The organism is Chryseobacterium cucumeris, assembly GCF_001593385.1.
Lineage (GTDB): Bacteria > Bacteroidota > Bacteroidia > Flavobacteriales > Weeksellaceae > Chryseobacterium > Chryseobacterium cucumeris.
In genome coordinates this window covers 105364-128576 of the sequence record NZ_LUVZ01000023.1, presented here as the reverse complement: position 1 = coordinate 128576, position 23213 = coordinate 105364, and the positions used below count along the sequence as shown (strand labels likewise).

General features: G+C 33.1%; 21 protein-coding genes. All 21 read right to left on the bottom strand.

The annotated features are described in order from the left end of the window. Positions 1-498: 498 nt before the first annotated feature. The 21 genes from A1704_RS13020 to lhgO all read right to left on the bottom strand — a co-directional run bounded on the left by A1704_RS13020 (position 499) and on the right by lhgO (position 23208). On the bottom strand, positions 499-1206 hold the full coding sequence (locus A1704_RS13020) for a hypothetical protein (protein WP_062674042.1): 708 nt from the start codon (positions 1204-1206) through the stop codon (positions 499-501). 17 nt (positions 1207-1223) lie between these two features. Next, complete coding sequence (locus A1704_RS13015; protein WP_062674040.1) at positions 1224-1811, bottom strand: hypothetical protein; 588 nt, start codon at positions 1809-1811, stop codon at positions 1224-1226. 395 nt (positions 1812-2206) lie between these two features. Further along, on the bottom strand, positions 2207-3508 hold the full coding sequence (rimO, locus tag A1704_RS13010; protein WP_062674038.1) for a 30S ribosomal protein S12 methylthiotransferase RimO: 1302 nt from the start codon (positions 3506-3508) through the stop codon (positions 2207-2209). A 95-nt stretch (positions 3509-3603) separates the two neighbouring features. Continuing rightward, positions 3604-4149, bottom strand: a complete 546-nt coding sequence (gene rfbC / locus A1704_RS13005) for a dTDP-4-dehydrorhamnose 3,5-epimerase (RefSeq protein WP_034699135.1) — start codon at positions 4147-4149, stop codon at positions 3604-3606. Positions 4150-4163: 14 nt separating this feature from the next. Continuing rightward, positions 4164-4733, bottom strand: a complete 570-nt coding sequence (locus A1704_RS13000) for a sugar transferase (RefSeq protein WP_062674036.1) — start codon at positions 4731-4733, stop codon at positions 4164-4166. Positions 4734-4748: 15 nt separating this feature from the next. Next, positions 4749-5885, bottom strand: coding sequence for an aminotransferase class I/II-fold pyridoxal phosphate-dependent enzyme (locus A1704_RS12995; RefSeq protein WP_062674034.1), 1137 nt, complete (start codon positions 5883-5885; stop codon positions 4749-4751). 18 nt (positions 5886-5903) lie between these two features. Then, positions 5904-6497: an acetyltransferase gene (locus A1704_RS12990; RefSeq protein ID WP_062674032.1), complete on the bottom strand. Its 594-nt coding sequence runs from the start codon at positions 6495-6497 to the stop codon at positions 5904-5906. A gap of 9 nt (positions 6498-6506) precedes the next feature. Next, positions 6507-7109 (bottom strand): sugar transferase, encoded by a 603-nt coding sequence (locus A1704_RS12985; RefSeq protein WP_062674030.1) that lies wholly within the window; start codon positions 7107-7109, stop codon positions 6507-6509. Between the two features lie 42 nt (positions 7110-7151). Next, positions 7152-8333 (bottom strand): O-antigen ligase family protein, encoded by a 1182-nt coding sequence (locus tag A1704_RS12980; RefSeq protein ID WP_131797508.1) that lies wholly within the window; start codon positions 8331-8333, stop codon positions 7152-7154. 37 nt (positions 8334-8370) lie between these two features. Further along, positions 8371-9615 carry a glycosyltransferase family 4 protein gene (locus A1704_RS12975; RefSeq protein ID WP_062674025.1) on the bottom strand — a complete coding sequence of 415 codons (1245 nt, stop codon included), beginning with the start codon at positions 9613-9615 and terminating at the stop codon, positions 8371-8373. Then, positions 9615-11465: an asparagine synthase (glutamine-hydrolyzing) gene (gene asnB, locus A1704_RS12970; protein ID WP_062674023.1), complete on the bottom strand. Its 1851-nt coding sequence runs from the start codon at positions 11463-11465 to the stop codon at positions 9615-9617. Before asnB ends, A1704_RS12975 begins: the two co-directional genes overlap by 1 nt. A gap of 1 nt (position 11466) precedes the next feature. After that, positions 11467-12516 (bottom strand): glycosyltransferase, encoded by a 1050-nt coding sequence (locus tag A1704_RS12965; protein ID WP_062674021.1) that lies wholly within the window; start codon positions 12514-12516, stop codon positions 11467-11469. 200 nt (positions 12517-12716) lie between these two features. Next, on the bottom strand, positions 12717-13379 hold the full coding sequence (locus tag A1704_RS12960) for a hypothetical protein (RefSeq protein WP_062674020.1): 663 nt from the start codon (positions 13377-13379) through the stop codon (positions 12717-12719). Positions 13380-13476: 97 nt separating this feature from the next. Then, the gene (locus A1704_RS12955; protein WP_062674017.1) at positions 13477-15309 is read right to left on the bottom strand and encodes a glucosamine 6-phosphate synthetase; all 1833 of its coding nucleotides are present in this window, start codon (positions 15307-15309) and stop codon (positions 13477-13479) included. 286 nt (positions 15310-15595) lie between these two features. Beyond that, positions 15596-16810, bottom strand: a complete 1215-nt coding sequence (locus tag A1704_RS12950) for an O-antigen ligase family protein (RefSeq protein WP_062674015.1) — start codon at positions 16808-16810, stop codon at positions 15596-15598. Between the two features lie 2 nt (positions 16811-16812). After that, positions 16813-18105: an oligosaccharide flippase family protein gene (locus A1704_RS12945; RefSeq protein WP_062674013.1), complete on the bottom strand. Its 1293-nt coding sequence runs from the start codon at positions 18103-18105 to the stop codon at positions 16813-16815. Then, positions 18102-19250: a glycosyltransferase gene (locus A1704_RS12940; protein ID WP_062674010.1), complete on the bottom strand. Its 1149-nt coding sequence runs from the start codon at positions 19248-19250 to the stop codon at positions 18102-18104. Before A1704_RS12940 ends, A1704_RS12945 begins: the two co-directional genes overlap by 4 nt. Then, positions 19250-20263 carry a Gfo/Idh/MocA family protein gene (locus tag A1704_RS12935; RefSeq protein WP_062674008.1) on the bottom strand — a complete coding sequence of 338 codons (1014 nt, stop codon included), beginning with the start codon at positions 20261-20263 and terminating at the stop codon, positions 19250-19252. The genes A1704_RS12940 and A1704_RS12935 overlap by 1 nt, the downstream gene beginning before the upstream one ends. Before the next feature lie 10 nt (positions 20264-20273). Then, positions 20274-20846 (bottom strand): acyltransferase, encoded by a 573-nt coding sequence (locus tag A1704_RS12930; protein WP_062674006.1) that lies wholly within the window; start codon positions 20844-20846, stop codon positions 20274-20276. 12 nt (positions 20847-20858) lie between these two features. Next, on the bottom strand, positions 20859-21983 hold the full coding sequence (locus A1704_RS12925) for a DegT/DnrJ/EryC1/StrS family aminotransferase (protein ID WP_062674004.1): 1125 nt from the start codon (positions 21981-21983) through the stop codon (positions 20859-20861). Positions 21984-22017: 34 nt separating this feature from the next. After that, a complete protein-coding gene (gene lhgO, locus A1704_RS12920) occupies positions 22018-23208 on the bottom strand; it encodes an L-2-hydroxyglutarate oxidase (protein WP_062674001.1) in 1191 nt (396 codons plus the stop codon). Positions 23209-23213 lie beyond the last annotated feature (5 nt).

Sequence of the window (23213 nt, the reverse complement as noted above, 5' to 3'; positions counted from 1 at the left end):
GTTAAAAATAGTTAATAAAAACATAATAAAATGTTAAAAACAACTGTAAACCCTTATGGATAGGGCATTTAGGTTACCATGTTAAAAAGTGTTAAAAAAATACCTGAAAAGTTAACATAATTAACTAATTTACACATAATTTAAAATTTGGAAATCTAAAACACACTGAAAATCAATTTATTAAAAAATACCTATTGTTAAGATTTTAATCCAATAAAATAATTTTAAATTTAAAATTCTTAAATCCAGGATTTGAAGAAAATGACTATCAGAAGATGGTAAGCCCTATCCTGTCAAATTTCTGAATTAGATTTTAACATCTATAGATAGTGTTAAAATTTCAAAGCTTGATCTTACTTAAAAAATAATAGCCGGAAATTTTAAAAAATTATCTCCATATCATTTATCATCATCAAAAATAAAAGAACCTCTCATCTCTTAAAAGTAAAAAACCAATGATTTCTCATTGGTTTTTTGTTATGTAATTAATAAATTTCTTTATTTTAAGTATTCTAGTACATAATCATACGTTCCACTAGGATACACTACAGACATACTTGGAGATCCTGTAACAGCAGCTCCGGTAGATGTATCATATGAATACAATTCTCTGGAGTATACTGTGTTAGTTCCTGCCTTATAAATAGTAATTCCGTACATAGCAGTAATTCCGGAAGGAGCAGGAATAGTTACTGCAGTAGTTGTACCGTTTGCAGCAAAAGTTCCTTTTATACCATAAATCTGTGCATTATTTACTTGTCTGTTTGTAACAGTTTCAGTAGTAAGGATATTTTCTTTACCACTACCACCTAATGGCAACCATTGCCCGGAAGCAGAAGAGAATGCTGGTGTTGGAGTAGGATTACTGAAATAGTAAAAACCTACACTGACAGGTTGATTACCAATACCTGAACCTGTAGCAGGAGTAGTACCCGCAACAGAGTTATATACGATCATACCATCATATGCTGTAGGAAACTTTAATGCATTGGTTACCTGTGTAACAAATGTAAAAGTAGTTAAGTTTGTTCTAGGAACAGATAAACCTTTTCCTAAGTTGTTGGATGAAGGGAAACTTGAAGCATCTAAGTAAACTGACTCTCCACCTATGGTTGCATTAATTGTATTATTTGTTTTGATCTGTGCATTAGAAAAGATACCCACAGCTAACAATACAAGAGCAGAAATTTTTTTATTTGTGTTCATTTCACTATTATTTTAAATTATAAACTTGTGCAATACCATGCACCACTGATGAAAGTATACTCTAATGCCGAACCTGATACTGCCGGCGAAGTAGTTGTACTAGAGTGAACACCAGTAACACTAAATCCAGCACCACCTGTAGCATCAACAATTCTGAATTTATCTCCGGCAACTGAAGTTGCTACTGGAGGAGCTGCAATAGTTACATTCGTAGTTACCAACATTGATTCATTCTTGTTAATAGAAGTCGATTGTGAAACGTTAGTATATCCGGTAGCTGTAACAGCACCAACCATAGGCTTCCATTCAGGAACTGAATTATCAAAATAATAGAATCCAGGGCCAGTAATTTTAACTTTTCTTGCACCTGTACCTGTTCCGGAAGTAATGTAAACAATAGCTCCGTTTTGAGGCGCAGCATATGTTCCACTAGTATCATCCTTAGCGGATAATTCTGCTGCTGTCATACGAGGGACTAGTAAGGCATCAGGTCTAGCATTGTCTGTAGTATTTGCTACTACGTCTAATGTTGCGGCAGGTGTGGTTGTGTTAATCCCCACTCGCCCCTGTTGAGCCTTAGAAACGGCCGAAAGGCCAACAAGCATAATTGCTGTTAATAAAAATTTTTTCATAAGTTTTTAAAGATTTTTAATTACATTTTTTTCATCAATATTTCCAAAAAAGAAGATACATCTCAACTTGTGAACACTGAATTAAAATAAAATATTCAAATAACTATTTCAATAATTTTAAGGTTTATTTCAATGATTAACTTGCTGAAATCACATGATTTAAAAATATTGCTTCTTGCGCAAATTTAAGACATAATTTTCGATTTTAAATACATTATAATGGAAAATTAAAAAATCTTAATTACACAAAATATTAACAAATTGATTATCAATTAAATAAAAACCTACTACCGAGAAAATTCTATGTTAATTTTCGTTAATGAGTCAGCTTGAAAAATGCTATTTTTAACTGATTAATAAGCGTTTAGCTAAACCAATTCTCCGTATAAGTCAAATTCTTCAGCGGAGGTAATTTTAACATCTGCAAATTCACCAATAGAAATATAAGTATCTTCTGCTGAAACCAAAACAGTATTATCAACATCCGGAGAATCATACTCTGTTCTTCCGATGAAATAATTTCCTTCTTTACGGTCAAAAATACATCTGAATACTTTACCTATTTTTTCCTGATTCTTTTCCCATGAAATCTGAGACTGCAGCTCCATTATCTCTTCTACTCTTGCTTCTTTTACTTCCTGTGGAATATTATCTTCCAAAACATGGGCAGTAGTGTTTTCTTCGTGAGAATAGGTAAAGCATCCTAATCTGTCAAACTTCTGCTCTCTTACCCAGTCTTTAAGCTCCTGAAATATCTCTTCTGTTTCTCCAGGATATCCAACGATAAGCGTTGTTCTGATCGCCATATCAGGAACTTTCTCTCTGAATTTTCCTAAAAGGGCATCTGTTTTCTCATGGGTAGTTCCTCTCTTCATAGATTTCAGTAAGTCTGAATTGATATGCTGAAGAGGAATATCGATATAGTTACATACTTTAGGTTCTTCGCGGATAATATCAAGAACATCTTCAGGGAAACCGCTAGGGAAAGCATAGTGAAGACGAATCCATTCTATTCCTTCTACTTTTACCAATTCTTTTAAAAGATCGCCCAATGCTCTCTTTTTATAAAGATCAAGACCATAGTAAGTAAGATCCTGAGCAATAAGAATTAACTCTTTTGTCCCTTTTTTGGCCAGTTTCTGAGCTTCTGAAACCAGTTTTTCGATGGGTGTCGAAATATGCCCTCCTCTCATCAATGGGATTGCACAGAAAGAACAAGGTCTGTCACAGCCTTCGGAAATTTTAAGGTATGCGTAATGTTTTGGAGTTGTTGTTAATCTTTCTCCTACCAGTTCGTGTTTATAATCTGCTCCAAGATGCTTTAAAAGTATCGGAAGATCTCTTGTTCCAAAATATTGGTCTACATCCGGAATCTCTTTTATCAAATCCGGTTTATATCTTTCAGATAAACATCCTGTAACGAATACTTTCTCGACCTCACCTCTGTTTTTAGCATCAACATAATCAAGGATGGTATTGATAGATTCTTCTTTCGCATTATCAATAAATCCGCAGGTATTGATGACCACAATGTCCCCACGGTCTTCGTGAACCACTTCTTTGCCATTGGCCTTCAGCTGGCTCATTAATACTTCAGAATCATATACATTCTTGGAGCATCCAAGAGTGACTACATTGATTTTCTTCTTCCCTACAGATTTTGTACGCATCGTTTTGATTTTGAGTCTGCAAAGATACAAAATATTGGAGAGTTAGGATTAAAAAATAAAAACCACTTTATAAAAGTGGTTTTCAGGGATATACTTTAAAAGTTTTTTTCTTTAAATCCAGGGGCATTCTGGTCTTTATCTGAAAGTATGGCATCTTTTTCATCTACTTTCCAATCGATATCAAGATCAGGATCATTGAATTTCACACTTCCTTCTGACTCTTTGTTATAAAAATTATCACATTTGTAAGAAAATACAGCATGGGTACTCAATACAGAAAAACCGTGTCCGAAACCTCTCGGTACATAAAGTTGTAATTTATTTTCAGCAGTAAGCTCTATTCCGAACCATTTTCCGAATGTAGGAGAATCCTCTCTAAGGTCTACAGCCACATCCCAAACGCTTCCTTCAAGGCAGGATACCAATTTTGCCTGGGCATGTTCTCCTTTCTGAAGATGCAGTCCTCTCAATACTCCATAGGAAGATTTAGAAATATTATCCTGCACAAAGTGCCCGTTCATTCCGGTAAGTTCCTCAAATTTTTTTTCGTTGAACTTTTCAAAGAAGTAGCCTCTTTCATCTTCAAATATGGTAGGCTCTATGATGTAGCAGTCTTTAAGCGGGGTTTCTTTAATTTTCATAATAGTTAAAAACTCTATTTCAATGTGGTTATTAATGTTTTAAACAAGATCTTTATATCGTTTTTGAAAGACATACTTTCAAAATACTCCAGATTCATTTTTACTTTGTTTGGAAATACTACTTCATCATTATAAGCTAAAGGATCTTCCTGATTCTTCAGAAGATATTCTTCATCTCTGTATTTAATACTTGCTTCACAGGTAAGCCCAGGTTTGAGTTCCAAAACTTTCCTGTCTTCTCCGACAAGTTTATCATAATATCCTTCAATATCAGGTCTGGGACCTACAAAACTCATATCACCTTTTACAATATTAAACAATTGCGGAAATTCATCGAGCTTAAATTTTCTGAGAGCCTGCCCAACTTTTGAACATGTTCTCTTATGTTCATGAATTGTTTTAATCTTAAAAATGGTAAATGGTTTTCCATATTGCCCTATTCGGGTCTGAAAAAAAATCCCATTAGAAGATGTATCCAAACTTGCAATCACAAATAAAATAATCAGTACAGGCATAAGAAAAAGGATCAATATTGCCGCTAAGGCAAAATCAAAAACTTTTTTCCAATATTTATACTGATTCATTAAATTCAAATAATATTAAAGTCCAAAGTAAGAATGAACAACCTTTGCTATTCTTTCCCTGTCATCATCAGACAGATTAGAACCTGAAGGGAGACATAATCCGTTATCAAAAAGTTTTTCTGAAACATTCCCACCATAGTAAGGAGAAGTTTCAAAGACCGGCTGTAAATGCATTGGTTTCCAAAGTGGTCTTGATTCTATATTGTCTTCTAAAAATGCATGTCTCAGACCTTCTCTGTCCTTTCCTGTAATTTCCTGATCAACGATCACTGCGGATAACCAGTGGTTGGAATAAAAATCATCATTCGACTCTGAAAATACAGTTACCCCTTCAATATTGCTGAAAAGGTCAACATAGAAATTGTGCATTGCTCTGCGGGCTGCCACTCTGTCCTTAAGCACTTCCATCTGTCCTCTTCCTATTCCTGCCACAATATTGCTCATTCTATAGTTGAAACCAATGTGCGAATGCTGATAGTGAGGAGCATTGTCTCTGGCTTGTGTAGAAAGGAAAACCGCTTTATCTTTATCTTCCTGAGTATGACAAACCAAAGCTCCACCTCCTGAAGTGGTAATGATTTTATTTCCATTAAAACTTAAGATTCCAAAACGGCCGAATGTTCCGCAAGCCTGTCCTTTGTAAGTTGATCCAAGGGCTTCAGCAGCATCTTCAATCACAGGTATCTGGAACTCCTGAGCAATGGCTGTTATTTCGTTCATTTTTGCCGGCATACCATACAGGTGTACTACAATGATTGCTTTAGGCTTTGTTCCTTTCTGAATTCTGTCTTCGATGGCTTCTCTTAGTGCTTTTGGGCACATATTCCATGTAACCGGTTCACTATCCACAAAAACAGGTGTTGCTCCACAATACGCGATGGGATTGGCTGAAGCAGAGAAAGTCATGGATTGGCAGATTACCTCATCACCATGTACAACTCCACACTCGATAAGAGCAAGGTGTAATGCTGCAGTACCCGCAGAAAGAGCAGCTACTTTTGCGTTTCCACCTAAAAACTGCTCCAGATCATTTTCAAATCCGTTAACATTAGGGCCTAACGGAGCTACCCAATTTTCTTCAAACGCTTCGTTGATATATTTTTGTTCATTCCCTCCCATATGTGGCGAGGACAGCCAGATTTTAGTATTCATATTTTTGATTCGTAACTTTTATATAATATTTTTCTTGATAATTCTACCCGGATTTCCTACAACCACTGAATAATCAGGAACATCGTTAATGATGACCGCTCCGGCACCTATTACACACCATTTTCCTATTTTAATTCCCTGGATTACCGAAGCTCCTATTCCAATCTGAGAACCTTCTCCTACTTCTACTCCTCCGGCAAGTGCTGAATTGGGTGAAATATGAACAAAGTCTTCAACCACACAATCATGATCTACAGATGCATTGGTATTGATGATACAGTGTTTTCCAATGGCAGTATCAGCATTGATTACGACTCCTCCCATGATTACTGTTCCCTCTTCTATATTCACAGAAGCAGAAATTATTGATTTTGGATGTATTAAAGTACCCATCTCACTCTTAATCTGTTCTGCAATCTTTTTACGGATAAGATTATTTCCAATTGAAATAATAAGTTTTTCCTTATCGTCTGGTAAATTATTCAAGACTGGAAATCCGTAGCATTCATTTTTAGTAACATCCTGATCTATGAATGCCTTAATTTTTATGTCATTAGCAGCAGCAATATCTGCTATTACTTTACCGTGTCCACTCGCGCCAAATAAATACATAGCTATTAATTAATTTCCTTGAAATGGTTCTATGGTAACGTGTCCATCAGCGGACACTCCTTCTCTGATAAATACTTTCTTCGCGGTAAGAAAAAAGATTTTGAAATCTAAAATAAAAGAGATGTTTTCTACATACCATACGTCATAGTCAAATTTCTGATTCCATGATATTGCATTTCTTCCATTAACCTGCGCCCAACCTGTAATTCCGGGTCTCACTTCATGTCTTCGAGCCTGGTGCTCGTTATAAAGCGGCAGATATTGTACCAGAAGAGGTCGGGGACCAATAAGAGACATATCTCCTTTCAAAACATTGATCAACTGTGGAATTTCATCCAGGGATGTTTTACGAACGAATGAGCCTATAGCTGTTAGTCTTTCCGCATCTGATAAAAGAGTTCCATTGGAATCCTTTTTATCATTCATTGTTTTAAACTTTATAATTTTAAATATTTTCCCATTTTTCCCAGGTCTTAACTGGAAGAAAAAGGGTTTTCCATCATTAGCCAGGAATAATCCTATCATAACAACAAGGAAAATCGGAAGCAATAAGGTAATTCCCATCAGAGAAAATACAAAGTCAAAAATCCTCTTTAAATAATTTTTATACATTCTTAAAAGTTAGATCTGTTCGTCATAATACTTGGTGAGCTTCTACTCAATTCTTTTGTTTTTTGCGCTATAACTAATACCAATAATTATTGAACTAAAGTACAAAAATTCCGGTATATTAAAAAGATTACAAGATGTCTGTACGAGTGTAAAATATTGCAAAAATAAAGCAAAAATAGCTTTATAGTATATATTACTTTTATTTATATTCAAGAAAATAGAGGCATTTTGAAATACTGGTAAAAACTTTAGAAAATAAATAATTAACCCTAGAATACCGGTAGCCATTAAAAGTTCTAAAAAGATGTTATGGGGGTGAACTCCATCTTCAAATAAAATTCTGCCTCCTAAGACAGGATTTGAATAAAAAATTTCAAGAGCTCCTCTATATAATGGTCCCCGGCTCGATGTATCTCCTTGAGCAAGCCATTTATACATTCTGTTGAAACTTGTTATTAATCCGTCACCATATTGTTCATGGAGAAAAATAAGTCCTATTAATAACAAAAGTAATGTAATGGCATATAACAGATATTTTCTATTTCCTTTTAAAAGAATCATATAAAAAGAACTTATAGCAATAGCAAGTAAAGGACTCCTCGCCATAGATTGTATTACATTAAAAAGCCCTAAAAAAAGACAGAAAAATAAAAAATATAATTTGTAATCTTTTTTACAAAATAAAAGCAGAAATAAAGAAATAATAAACAATGAGGCCCCTATGTGACCATACATAATGTAATATGTACTAAAAATGTGATCTAAGTTGATATAACCATATATATAATTGACAATAAGAAGACCACATAAAATAAAGAGACAATATTTTGTAATACTTTTGAAATCTACTTTGTTGTAATTAATACATAATAATGCTGCACTAGGAAGCAGATTCATAAATAAGACTCTAAAGATATCCTCATTTTCTGATACTATTACATCCTGATTAAACGAATAATTATTAAACGAATAAGTAAGTTTGATGATGTAAAAAATCCAAAATCCAACAAGACTTATCAATGAAATATTTTTAAAACTAATATTTATCCTTTCTCTATAAATTATGAATACAGACAATACAATAATAAAAATCCGATAAGGTATAGAAAAGTTCCTTGGATCCATTTCCAGAGGCTTTGCAAAAGAAATAGCAATGGTATTTCCTACCATAACAGATAACAAAAATAGTTTATAAATGAAATTATTATTAATGGTAATTTTCAAAATAAATCCTAATATTTACATTTCAATTTATGCAAAATTATTTCTTTTCCTTTACAGAATGAAATACAATAGCATCCATATATTTTTTTCCTAACACCGGATACGTTCTGTTTTCAAAAATCCATTTTCTTCCTTTATCACCTATTTCAATCCTTTCTTCCTGACTCATATTAACATAATATAAAATAGCATCTTTAATATCTTCTGCAGAAGTACTGTTGATAAACTTACCGCAATCAGCTTCATTAATCATAGAAGGATATCCTGTATACGAAGCAATAATAGGCTTCGCAGCCAGCATATACTCCACCACTTTATTCATAGATTGTCCGTAGTCCCACACTTTTGAATCTTTAGTAGACAAGTATAGAATATCGCAAGCATCAAGAAAATATTTAACTTCACTTTGCCGGATTCTTTGTAAAAATGTCACATTGGAACAATTTTTTAGTTGTTCTTCGTAAGACTCTCTGAGATCACCACTTCCGACAAGTAAAAAATGGATATTACTGTTTTCCTTCATCATTTGTATTGTTTCAATAAAAGGTTCCAATGCATTGGTAACTCCCATACTTCCGGCGTAGCCAATAATAACCTTTCCTGATGGTACTACCCCTGAAAACGGATTTGTTTCTTTTAAAAAGTCTTCAGAATAGTTTTCTGGATCAAATCCTAATGGTGAACAATGAAAAGGTCTTTTATATCCCAGTAATTGTTCTACATGTAGATCTAATCTTGGCATAGTTCCTGCGACCAGATCCGCTTTTTTATATCCAAATTTTTCTATAAACCCTATCAGTAAGACAAGTGGATGCCATTTGGAAAAACCTGCTTCTTCTGTCATAGTTAAAGGCCATATATCCCGGATTTCAAAAACCAGAAAACTCCCAAACTTCTTTTTGAGATAATAGCCATAAATAATGGTAAAAATCGAAAGAGACGAAACAATAACCACATCAGGTTTTGTCATGTTGGAAAGTTTCATGGAGAAAAGCTTTCTTTCAAAATCAAACCAGGACAATATTCTGTCTATTGATGCTGTTTTGATATATTTCTTCGTTTTAATCCATCTTATAGCAACTCCATCCTGTTCTTCATCATTATAAATTTTATCCGTTTCAGGACAATTGGTAAAATGATTTGAATCTGAGGTTATCATGAAGGTATTATTTCCTTGCCTTGTAAATTCTCTTGCCAAATAAAACAAACGTGAAGGAACTTTTGCATATTGAGGAGGTGAGGCGTATTTGGAAATCAGCCAGGTGTTTTTATTCATTTTCATCACTGAAGTGTTGGTTTTTTAATAGGATCTATCAGGAAATCAAGCATGATTGCTTCATTCAAGATATTACTGTTATTAAGATTCTTGATTGTAAGGGAATCTTCAAGTCTACTGATGTCAGAGACAAAATCTTTTACTTTATTTTTATTTTCTAAAATATTTGATTGTATTCTTTCTCCCACACCATCATTTACCCAATTTTGGGTAACGTCAAAGCCTCTTTTTAAACGGTTTTTAAGAATATAGCCTGGTACGTCTTTTTTCATCATTTCACGTAGTATCCATTTTCCATATCCGTATTTAATCTTAAGCAGGTCCGGCAATGCCAGAGCAAACTCTACCAATCTATAGTCCATAAAAGGTAGTCTGCTTTCAATAGAAAAATACATTGAATTTCTATCTTCATATCTTAACAGTGAGGGAATACTGTATTTCTGAATATCTGAAATCTGCCTTTTTGATAAAGATGTGTTTTCAAAAAGATTTAAGGAAATATTGGGTAGACAATCTAAGAATGAAGTATCTTTTCCTGTTGTTTTCAGATACCTGTTTTTCTCATTCCAATATGTTTTTATTTGCTTGGTTTCGAATATCAGCATAAGTGCTAGGGAATGAAAATATTGCAACCCCGGAAGGATTTCTTTTTTTTCTATTGCCTTTTTCAGAGCTACTACAAAAAATTTTCTGTATCCTGCGAAAATTTCATCGCCACCCTGACCTCCCAGTAAAACTTTAATATTTCTTTCTTTTACCTGTTTATAGACTTCATGTTGTGCAATAATACTTAATCCAAGAAACGGAGATTCCTGTGCCTCCATGGTTTGATCATAGATATTCCCCATTTCTTGTGCAGTGTAAGAATGGTGAATATACTCAACATTTATATTTTTATCTTTCGCAAATTTATTGATGGTAGGACCCTCCGATTTTGGGTGATCCGGAGCTCCATAGCTGAAAGCCATTAAATGATTTACTTCTTTCGCTGTAATTGCTGCTATAGATGATGAGTCTACCCCACCACTTAAAGAAATTGCCAGAGGAACATCACTTCTCAAACGTATCTTGGTTGAACTTTCCAACAAAGCTTTCCCCTGGGAAATTAGTTCATCTGAGCTTAAAGACTCAAGTTCTTTTCTTTTCTTTGCCACCTGCTCTTCCAGGGAATACCACGACTTTGTTTCTATTTTCAGCTCTCCATCCAGCGTACATTTCATCAATGATCCTGGCATAAGATATTTTACATTTTTAAAAGGAGTTCTGTCTTCATATCCTTCAAAAAAACCAAATCTTATTCCACTGGAACAGTACTCCAGATCTATCTCCTGATTTATTTGTTTTGCTACAGAGGCTATAGAAGAGGAGAACAGTAGCTGGCCATCAAAAAAAGTATATATTAATGGTTTAACACCGAATCTGTCTCTTACCAGATAGAACTCTCCTTTAATTTTATCAAATAAGCCAAAAACGAACATTCCGTTTAATTTATCCAAACAGCCTTCACCCCAGCATTCCCATGCTCTTAAAAGAACTTCAGTATCTCCTGTTGTTCTGAATTTAAAACCATTTGATATCAATTCTTCACGGATTTCCTGATAGTTATATATCTCACCATTAAAGGTAATAGTATACCTATCATCATGAGAAATCATAGGTTGGTTAGATGCTTCTGAAAGATCAATAATTGCTAACCTGGAGTGAGCTAAAGTTACTGACCATCCTTCATATTCTATTTTTTCAACACCATAGTAATCCGGTCCTCTTCTTCGTATGTAATTATGTAAATCACTTCCTTCTTCAAAATTGAGGTATTGTGATCTTTTAAACTCTATTGCTCCTGTTATTCCGCACATATTAGTTTGATAAAACTTTTTGATAAAACGTTAATAATTTTTCAGACTGGCTTTCCCATGAAAAATTTTCATAAACTAGCTTTTGTCCCAGTTCACCCATTTGTTTGGCTCTTTCTTTATTAAGAATGAAGTAATCGATAGCATCGGCTATTTCCTGAGGTTTTTGAGGGTTTACGAAAATACAACAATCACTCCCTTTCAATAAACTTCTCCAGTAAGGAAAGTCTGAGGCAATAAACGGAATTCCCGCAACCATGTATTCAAACATTTTTATGGGCAGACTCACTAAAAATGTTGGAATGGGATGCAAAGTAACCACACCTACTAACGAACGGTTATAAATACTATCTACTTCTTCAGAATTTACATATCCAAAATCATTAACAAGGTGATAGTCTTTATGTTCCTTTATCTCTTTTTCCAGTGCAGGAGAAGAGTACATGCCTGCCAGATTTAGTTTGACCTTTGATTTTGCAAGCTCCAATGAATTCATCAAATCTTTAATTCCTCTCGTACCATCAATGGACCCCACATAACAAACTTCATTCTTTTTTTCATCCCAGGAAATCCTCTCCTGTTTCTTATCAGATAAGATGGGATAGTTATTGATATTTTCAGTTTGTTTGGCAAATTTTTTAAAATAACTTTCAATATGGGGTGTTGCTCCAACCACTCCATCTATTTTTTTACAGATATAGCGTTCGAAATTCTCATATAATAGAGAAATTATATTTGAAAAAGGGGATTTTAAATAAGGTGAGACTAAAATTGTGTTTACCGTATCTTCGTGAGAATCAAAGATTACCTTCTTATTTAGTTTTTTAAGTTTGTTTGCTACTAAAAGGAGTTCGGGATCATGAAGATGAAATACATCTGCATTAAGCTCCTTAGCTTTATTAAAAACTTTGGATGTGGTTTTCGTAATTCTTTTTAATCTGCCATCAGGCGCACCTATATCTATAATTTCCACATTGTCTATCGTCTCATTACCTTTACCATCAGCAACTACCAATGACACCCTGATATCATTGGATGCCAAACTTTTGCACATCTTATGAAATATTCTGGAATCATTTCTCGGATGAACACTCGTTAGATGACATATGTGAAATTTGTATTTTTTATTCATTAATTGGATTTTGGAAAATTTTCAGGTTTCCTATTAAACATTGGTCAGGTTTCATTCTTAATTATTTGATTTTCTAATAAATGGAGAATTACTTACTTGAAATATAACCATACTAAATGAGATTATTTCAGATTTACAATTTCTTGAAAAAAACCTTTATCATATGTGATATAGGCACTCTGCTCAGAATAATAAGGGAATTTTCCTGCTATTCTTTCATACATGATATTGACTTCTCTGGTATTTAACATTTTCCACCAGCCAATAAAGATATGTTCAAAGTTCTGAGATGGCTGGATTCCTTTTTTCCCATCTTTAACATCACTTCGAAAGCTACTGTTATTACCATCTATATAATTATTGAAGGTGTAAAAATCATTTTTTGAATTATAAACAGCAATTTTAGTTATCAACTGATTTGAAAGTAATGTGGTGAGTCTTTCTAAATAACTGTATTTTATTTTGTCGTTTTGAAAATTAAGTTTCAACAGATGCAGATAAGCAGACATTCTCGAAAAATGAGAGGCATCCCAATTGACATTTTGGCTCTTTTCATTATTTTGAGTATCATAAGCATATTGCATAGGAACATATAAAAGAGCTGAACTATCATAGACAGAACTGTACCACTTGGACAGTTGAGTCTCTGAGCTAAATACATCAGTATAAAAATCCAACATTTTGGAAATCTCCTTAACGCTTAAGTTTTTGTTCGTAAATGTAGGATTATCCGATGTAAATATTAATTTATTCTGTATTACTGGTGCCGGTTTAAAAATAGGCATAGCCAAACAGAAAGAACTACTATACATCCAACAAGTAAATAATAAAGTAATCTTAAAAATCAAGGTAGAGCTTTTCATTTACGAACAAAAATTTAAATTATTTTTCAGTATACAATTTCGGAATTTTATTCACGATTTTAATTACTCTTTCAAAATCAAGTCCTAAAGTATCCAGATACCATCTGATATTCTGATAACGTGGAGTATTTTCTATTTCAACAAGTTCTAAAGCTCTTTCTCTTGTTATTTGCCCTTCTCTGATCTGATTGCTTCTGAACGTATCATGCTCTGTAAAACCAGCTACAGTATAATATACATAATTATAAAAAGCTGCTGTACCATCACCAATTCTCCAGGTAGTGGTAGTATCAATTGCTTTTTCCCAATTATAATCATTTAAAAGAGTATTATCTACCTGCTCCTCATCCCATCTCCAATAATCAAAAATGTGATAGTAATCCTGTTTTTCTGTGAAACTGCGATAGTATTCACCAGACAAAGTATCCCAAAGTGAACTATTGAAATATCCAGGGCTCTCCATCATTGCTCTGAATCTTTTTGAATGATATCTCAGCTGTTTCATAGCACCATGACTGTATACTCTTTTTTCTTCAAAATCAGGTTCAATATCCAAGAATCCTGTTTTAAAGTGAGTTACTTCCAATGGATTTACTCCCCAAAGATTAAGGTTGATCCCTGTTTGCTTTTTGATATCTTCCACATGTCTGAAGAAATGTTTATCTCCTGCAGTAAGCATTGCCATCATTCCTAAATGAGGTGACTTCAGCCATGCTTCAAGGTTCATTCTGATATTCTTTCTTTTCAATGAAATATCTGCGGCAACAATAATGTTTTCTACTCCAAGATCAGCACACATACGGCTGATATTTCGTCTACCGAGGTCCGTTACCATTCCCCAGTCATAGGTATAGGTAACAGGTTTCATCTCCAGTTCCTTTACAATAAGATGTAATCCATAGCAGCTATCTCGACCTCCTGAAAAAGGAACAATACAATCCAGTTCCTTACCTTTTCTTCTATAGGGTTCAACCAATTTAAATAATTCTTCTTTCGGTTTTGGATTATTTCTTGGTTTGTAGCTTTTACAGTAGTTACATACGCCTTCTTCATCAAATTTTATGAAAGGCATTGTCTCCGGAAGAATACATTTAGTACATCTTTTGATGTTAAGCTTTTTATATTCAAGCAGTCTTTCTTCAATAGTATTAAACTTAAACTCAGGGATTAAGTCTTCTACTCTGCTTTTTTCATCTGTAACTGTAAGATTTTCTTTTGAGACTGGAATATCCAAAATCAAAGACTCTTCTTTTATCTGAGTGATATTTTCGCATCCTATGATTCTAAGCCCGTAGCTTTCTGATGCAAAATAGGTTTTGTCCTCGTTATATCCTACATATAAACTACCATTATTAGAAAAAAGAAGAAGTTTTCCTTTTTCTGGCAGAGCAAGAGCACAAGCAATAACTCCCTGACATAAAGAAAGTATCTTTTTAGGAAGATCTTCTATTTTATTGTCACTATTATGAAGAAACTCTTCTGCAATAGCCACAATAGCTTCGGAATCAATTTTTAATTGTCTGCTTACAGATAGCTTACTCCAGACTTCTTCTTCGTTTACTATAATCCCATTATGTATTGCACATATATTTCCTCTGATTACTGGCTGGTTATCCCCCAGTCCATTAGTAATCAACCTACTATGTCCTAAAACAATATTGTCATTATATGGTTTTACCTTATTCAGTAATTTTTCAATGCTGTAATCAGCTCTGTTTACCTTATATTGGTTATTTTGATAATAAATCAAACCACTGGAATCTACTCCTCTTTGTTCGGAATGTTTTACCAGAGTTTGAAATTTCTGTCTATTAATACTGGTGTTCGATACGACACCAAAAATTCCACACATTTGTTTTATTTTTTTAAATCATTATTTTTTTAATAACTCGTTTTCCTAAATATTCCAGATACATGATAATGTTATTTTCTACTGTATTACCTCATTTTAAGTATCCGGTATCTTTTATAATTTTAAACAAGTTTTCAGCATTAAAGCTACTATATTTTACTAAATTATATTCTTAAACAGCACTTTTTGATATCTATAAAATCTGATGCTAATATATATAATTCTGATCTTTCCATTAAGTAAAATAATCACTTGAAGAAACAGGACTTACTAAGTGAAGAACCTTTTACTTTCCATATGATTTCAGCATTTTCTTTCCACCAACTGAGGATATAATTGCGAGTGATGTAAGATATAACCACCAATATGTATTTCCCAATGAATCACTATTGATTATACCGATGATAGGGATTACCAGAACACTTGTATATAAGAGCCTTTTCACATTACTACTCAGCATTACACTTTTTTTAAATCCTATTAGAATTTTTACGAGCCAGATTATAAATAATGAAAAAATAACAATCCCATATTGTGCAAAAATTTCTAAAAAGAAGTTATGTGGATTGACTATTCCTTTATAATATTCAGATCTTTCCATATAATATTCATATCCTCCGGCACCCACTCCGGCACCGTAAGAATCAATCAGGAATCCAATTCCAGCAATAAAATTATACATTCTTACACTACCGGATTCATCATTGCTGTAATCAACATTTACCCTATCTTTAAATAAAATTTCTATATTTTGTACCAAAGGATCTGGCAGAAAAGTATAAGAAAAATAAAAAAGTAATAATATAAGAGCAATAAAGGATAAGTTTTTATAGTTTAACCGGATCTGAGATAATAAATAAATAACAATGATGATCATGGATGTTCTATTGGTATTTACAAAAATTATAAGTACAGAAATCCCCAAAACCACTAAGTAGAATATTTTTAACGCTTTTTTCCCTTCTTCAATGATTCCCCATAATACCATAGGTAAACACAAACAAATAAAAACACAATAGTTGTTATAATTTCCAAAAAAAACGGAAGCATAAGGTGCATATATACCAATACCTCCAATTAATCTCTCGTCATCATAGCTAAAATGGTTCATTGTTACAATTTCGTAAATTGCAATAGGCAAAGTAAGTGCTAATCCATAAATCCAAGCATTTCTAATTAATTTGAGAGTAGCATCATTATCTTTCAAAAAAAGAGGAAAAAAGAGTAAACTTGACATACTAGTGGTCATCACGACGATTTCATTCGTTAAACCAATTTGTGGATCCGGACTCCAAAAAAGAGAAATAAGGCCGTAAGTAATCCAAACAAAATACGTAAAGAGGCCAAAAGTAATTGTATTATTGTAGTGAAGATGAGAACCTTTAGTTGATTTCACCAATAAAAAAGGTAAGAAAAGCAACAATAACCTTGTAGGTTGAAAAGAACCTCCGAAACTTCCCAAGCTTAATGAAAAAATTATAAGAAAAACAATAATATTCATTACTACTTTTTAAAATTAATTATAAAACTCAAATCATTTATTTTAGGACTCAGATATTCTCTTACTCCTGTTCTTGTTATTTTACAGTATATCAGAAGACTTACAGAGAACCATATTACAAATGATATACTTGTTGCTATGGCAGCTCCAACAAGATTAAATCTTGGTATCAATAAAAAATTACTGATTACTGTAATAATGAGAGCCATGAGATTCAAATAAATATTAATTTGTGGTTTTCCCTGAGCAGCAAAGTCTACATTTATGATTTTCGACCCAGCCATTAGTATTATTCCTGGTCCCAAATATAAAAACAGAGATTTTGTATCTGTAAATTTACTTCCAAAAACAATGTTAACTAAATAATCCCCAAGAATATAAAATAACAATGTAGCAATAAATGTCAGAAAAATAACAACTCTTGTAATAATTGGAATCATCACTTTTCTCTGAGCAGACATTGAAGGATTTGAAAACCATGGATAGGTAACAGATGAAATAGTTGCCGGAAGCAGCCATATAAAATCAATAATAACAAGACAGCTAGAATAAATACCGGTTTCCTTTGATCCTAAATAATGCGCAATGATGAATATATTGATACGATAATTTAAGATCGTTATCAGATTAGATACATAAGATTTTAAACCAAATTTCAATATATATTTCTGAATATCAAAATCAATTTTAAAATTTTTTATTGAAAATATTTTAACACTTCTAAAAAAGTAAATTATTAACAATATACTGGTTATGATAAATCCAGTCATAAATGAAATAATCACATGATGAAGGGTTATCTCTTTGTATATCAAAAAAATACACAACAGGATAATAAAAATTACATTGGGTCCTATACTAAAGATAGCATAATTCTTAAAATCCATTTTACCAATCAAAATGGTATACAAAACATTTGTAAACAAGGTACCAATTCCGATAATTGTTGCATACGATTGTAGATCAGGAGGGATCCCATTTAAGCTTCCATACGGTACTATTTTAAAAATTAAATTAAAAACAATAAAAGCAATAATACTTATGAATATTGTTAAATAGAAAATATTTAGAATAACTTTATCCTGATTATGTTTCTGATTTTGCAAAACATATCCACTGGCAGAGTCAATACCTAATGATAAAAAACTGGTAATAATTAAAATTGTATTGATAAATACGTTATACAAACCATAGTTTTCAACACTTAGATTTCTGGTAATCAACATAGTAGCAACTAACGTTGCTAATGCTCCCATGATTTTCCTTAAAAATAAAATGATGACATTCTTTGTCATGATTTTAGTATTTTCTTATAAACGTTTATAAGGTCATTTGAAACCTTTTCTCTAGAAAAATGCTCAACACAATATTTAACGATCTTCTCTCTGTCAAATTTGTCTTCATTCTCAATTAAATACTTCATTCCTTTATATAATTCTTCTCTTGAATTCTTCTTTACAATGATTCCGACATCATTATTTAAAATAGATTGAGGACCACCGGAATCCGTAGCCAAAACAGGAAGTCCCATAGCTAATGCTTCAATAACAACAATTCCAAATGTCTCTATTAAACTTGGTGAAACATAAAATGTTGAGCTTTTATATTTTTCAATGGCAGTATCCCTGTCAAGTTTTCCTAATAATACTATTTTATCTTCTAATCTTAACTTTTTAATCTGATCCGACAAATTATGATATTCAACCCCATTCCCTCCTATCAAAAGCTCTACATTTTGATATTCTTTAGCTAAATCATCAAATGCATCAATCAAAATATTAAGTCCTTTTAATGGATTGAGTGAAGAAAGAGAGAAAAAAATAATTTTCTCTCCCTTTTTTGTAAAATTGTTATCTTGATTTATAAAATTATCATTTACCCAATTCGGCAAAACATCCCAAGTTCCTCCAATGGACTTTGCTAATACTTCTGCCAAACTTTTACTTACGGCAAAATTATGAGAAGATTCAGTAACTTCAGCCTTAAAAGACATTAATTCACGCTTACTATATAAATTTCTATCAAATCCTGATGAATGCTCAGTCACAACAAAAGGTATATTATACTTTTTTTTTGCATACACAGCAAATTGCCCTGCTGTGATTATGGAATGAATATGAATTAGATCTGGATATCCAAATTTTTCTACATAATTTTCAAATAACTTTTTACAATTATTAAACCACTGTAATCTATTGTATATATTGCAGCCTGGTAAATGCCATAATTCTTTAATAAAGGTATTGACCCCATCATTATTAGAAAATGTCAATTCATTCTGTTTAAAATTAAAACTTTTAAAACTTCTGTAAACCGGAGCAATAACTCCCACATTTTCAATAACAGATGAAAGTCCTTCAATTTGTTCCTTAAAAAAAACACCTGACAAGTTATCATATTGATTAGGATACCAAGATGGAATATAAAGAATATGATTCATTATTGTTTAAGTTTGTAAATTCTCTCAATAATATCTACTACTTTAAGCCCTTCTAAAGCATTGGTAGTGATGGTATTTCTTCCTTTTAATACATCTACAACGTTTTCAATGATAAAATGGTGATTGGCAGCAGATCCTTTATAAGCACCATAATCATTTCCAGGATTTGTTGGAGCTAATTCTGGCATTACATAGTCTTTTATATTACAAACTTCTACTTTGTCCATGTATTGTCCCCCGATTTTCACAGACCCATTCTCTGCGATAATGGTCATAGAACTTTCAAGGTTCTGATTCCAAACAGAAGTAGAATAATTTAATGATCCCATTCCTCCGTCTACAAAATCAAAGCTAACGAAACCTGAGTCTTCAAAATCAGTAAGCGTTTCATGATTAAAATCTGCAAATTTTGCCTGAATATTGGTAATATCACCGAATAGCCAGTACATGATATCGATAAAGTGAGAAAACTGGGTAAATAAAGTTCCTCCATCCAGATCTTTCTTTCCATGCCATGATTCCGGCTTATAATATCGGTTATCACGGTTCCAGTAGCAATTAAGCTGAACCATATATATATTCCCAAGTTTTCCGCTCTCAACCATTTCTTTCACCCATACGGAAGGAGGTGAATATCTGTTTTGCATTACGGCAAAAACTTGTTTATGCTTGTGCAGAGCCTGAAAAATAAGTTTTTCAGCATGCTGTTTTTTCAGAGCCATTGGCTTTTCTACCACAACGTGCTTTCCTGCATCTATTACTTTGTAAGATTGCTCAAAATGAAATCCGTTTGGAGAAGCGATATTAACTACATTCACTTCAATTCCGGAAGCTAAAAATTCATCTAGTGATGCAAAAAAGGGAACATTATAATTTTCAATTCCCAATACTGATTTATCTTTAACATCAATCAAGCCTACTAATTCACATTCTTCATTTCTTGTGATCATTTCGGCGTGTCTTTTTCCGATATGCCCGCAGCCAACAACTGCAAATTTTATTTTTTCACTCATTTGTATGTTTTTAAATTTTTGAAACTTTGTTATTTTCTAATTTGTATTTTTCTCCACTTTCTTCACAAACGGCAATATTTTCTGCATCAAATTGAAGTCTTTGCCCAAATTCACTCATCCATCCCATTTGTCTGGCAGGGTTTCCTACTACTAATGCATAATCCGGTACTTCTTTTGTAACTACAGCTCCTGCTCCGATAAAAGCATACTGACCAATATTATGTCCACAAACAATTGTTGCATTAGCTCCTATAGATGCCCCTTTTCCAACATGGGTTTTCAGATATTCGTTCTTTCTGTTGACAGCACTTCTTGGATTTATTACATTGGTAAAAACCATTGAAGGCCCTAAAAAAACATCATCATCACATGTTACTCCTTCATAAATTGAAACATTATTCTGAACTTTTACATTCTTTCCCAAAACAACCTTAGGTGAAATGACAACATTCTGTCCAATATTGCATTTTTCGCCCAAAATGCAACCTGTCATAAGATGTGAAAAGTGCCAAATTTTGGTTCCGTTTCCTATTTGACATCCATCGTCAATAACGGCCGTTTCGTGCGCAAAAAAATCCGACATATCTGCTTTATATTAATTAAAATAATTCTTAATTTCTGTAATAATAATATCCAGTACTTCATGGTCAAATTCTGTATGTACAGGAAGAGAGATCACTTCTTTGCAAAGCTGCTCTGTAACCGGAAGACTAAAACCTTCTTTCACATATTGAACAAAAGCTTCTTGTTTGTAAAGAGGCAAAGGATAATATATCATACTTGGAATATTCTTTTCTGCCAGATATTTTTGTAATCCATCTCTTTTTCCATTTTTCACTCTAAGGGTATATTGATGAAATACATGGGTAGAATTCGCAGCTCTTTTAGGAGTTTGAATTTCTGATATACCTGCAAGATTTGCATCATAATAATCCGCCATTCTGTTTCTGGAAGCTGAATATTCATCCAAATGCTTAAGCTTAACTTTCAATACAGCAGCCTGTATGGTATCCAATCTTGAATTACAGCCTAAAACTTTGTGGTAGTATTTCTTTTCCTGTCCGTGATTGGCAATCATTCTGATTTTGAAAGCCAGATCATCATCATTCGTCATCAATGCCCCTCCATCACCATAACATCCCAGATTTTTTGACGGAAAAAATGACGTACATCCAATATGTCCGATAGTTCCTGTTTTTTTAACAGTTCCATCAGAAAATGTATAATCAGAACCTATTGCCTGAGCATTATCTTCTATAACAAAAAGGTTGTGTTTTTCTGCAAATTTAAGAATTTGTTCCATATCAGCACTTTGGCCATATAAATGAACAGGAACAATTGCTTTTGTATTGGGGGTAAGATATTTTTCAAGACCTTCCAGCTGTATATCAAAAGTATCTTTGTTTACGTCTACCATTACAGGTTTTAACCCTAAAAGACCAATAACTTCCGCAGTTGCTACGTAAGTGAAAGCAGGACAGATTATCTCATCACCAGGCTGCAGATTAAGGGCCATCATGGCTATTTGAAGAGCATCTGTTCCATTGGCACATGGAATAACATGTTTTACTCCAAGATATTTTTCGAAATCGTATTGAAATTCTTTTACAGCAGGGCCATTAATGAATGCTGTATTATCTATGCATTCCTGGATACCGGCGTTTATATCTTCTTTTATTTTCAGGTATTGACCTCTAAGGTCAACCATTTGAATTTTCATATTCTTAGTTTTTTGAGTGCACGGAGTGCATTTTTTAATTCATGATCAGCTCACTTATTTTATTTCCAATAGAAAGGCAGGACGTAGCTGCTGGAGAAGGGGCATTTCTAACGTGAATAATATTTCCATTTTTCACGATATCAAAATCATCAATCAATCCTCCATTTCTGTCGCAAGCTTGAGCTCGTACTCCTGAACCTCCTGCAACAAGGTCATTTTCCTGTATTTCCGGTAAAAGTTTCTGAAGGGCTTTTGTAAAGGCGGATTTGGAAAGTGAACGATGCATTTCGCCCATTCCGGTTTTTCCATATTTTGCTACAATTTTTCTAAACCCTGGCCATAGCACGGTTTGCATGGTTTCGTTAAAATTGAAATCAAAAAAGTTATATCCTTCTTTTTTGAAGGCCAAAACAGCATTAGGACCAGCTTCTATATTACCATCAATCATTCTGGTAAAGTGAACTCCAAGAAACGGAAAGCTAGGATCAGGTACTGGATAAATAAGATTTTTTACCAGATATTTTTTTTCATCCTTAATTTTATAATATTCTCCTCTAAACGGGATAATGACCACATCGTTTTTCTCGTTGGTCATTCTGGTTATCTTATCAGAATACAATCCTGCGCAGGAAATTAACTTTTTGGTTTTAAATTCGGAAATATTGGTATTGATAATAATTTCAGATCCTTTATCAATGATATTTTTTACTTCATGATTAAATCTCACTTCTCCTCCTAATTCTTCAAAAAGCTCTTTGATTTTTTTGGCTATTCCAGGATAATCAATAATTCCGGTTTGTGGTACTTTGATTGCTTTTATTCCTTCACAGTGGGGTTCAATTTCACGAAATTCTTCTCTGGAAAGATATTTTAAATTCTGAAGTCCGTTTTCAACTCCTCTTTTATAAATATTATCCAAAAGTGGTAGTTCTTTCTGTGAGGTAGCTACAATTATTTTTCCGCAAAGATCATATTGTATGCCATGTTTTTCGGCAAAGTTAATGACCGAGTTATAGCCTTCAATACAATTTTTAGCTTTAAGGCTTCCCGGTTTATAATAAATCCCGCTATGGATTACTCCACTGTTATGTCCTGACTGGTGCAATGCCACATCATTTTCTTTTTCTACAATGAGGATCTTAGAATCAGGATTTTTAAGTTGTGTCTGGTAGGCTGTAGCCAAACCTACCAAACCTGCACCAATGATTATGATATCATAGTTCATGATCT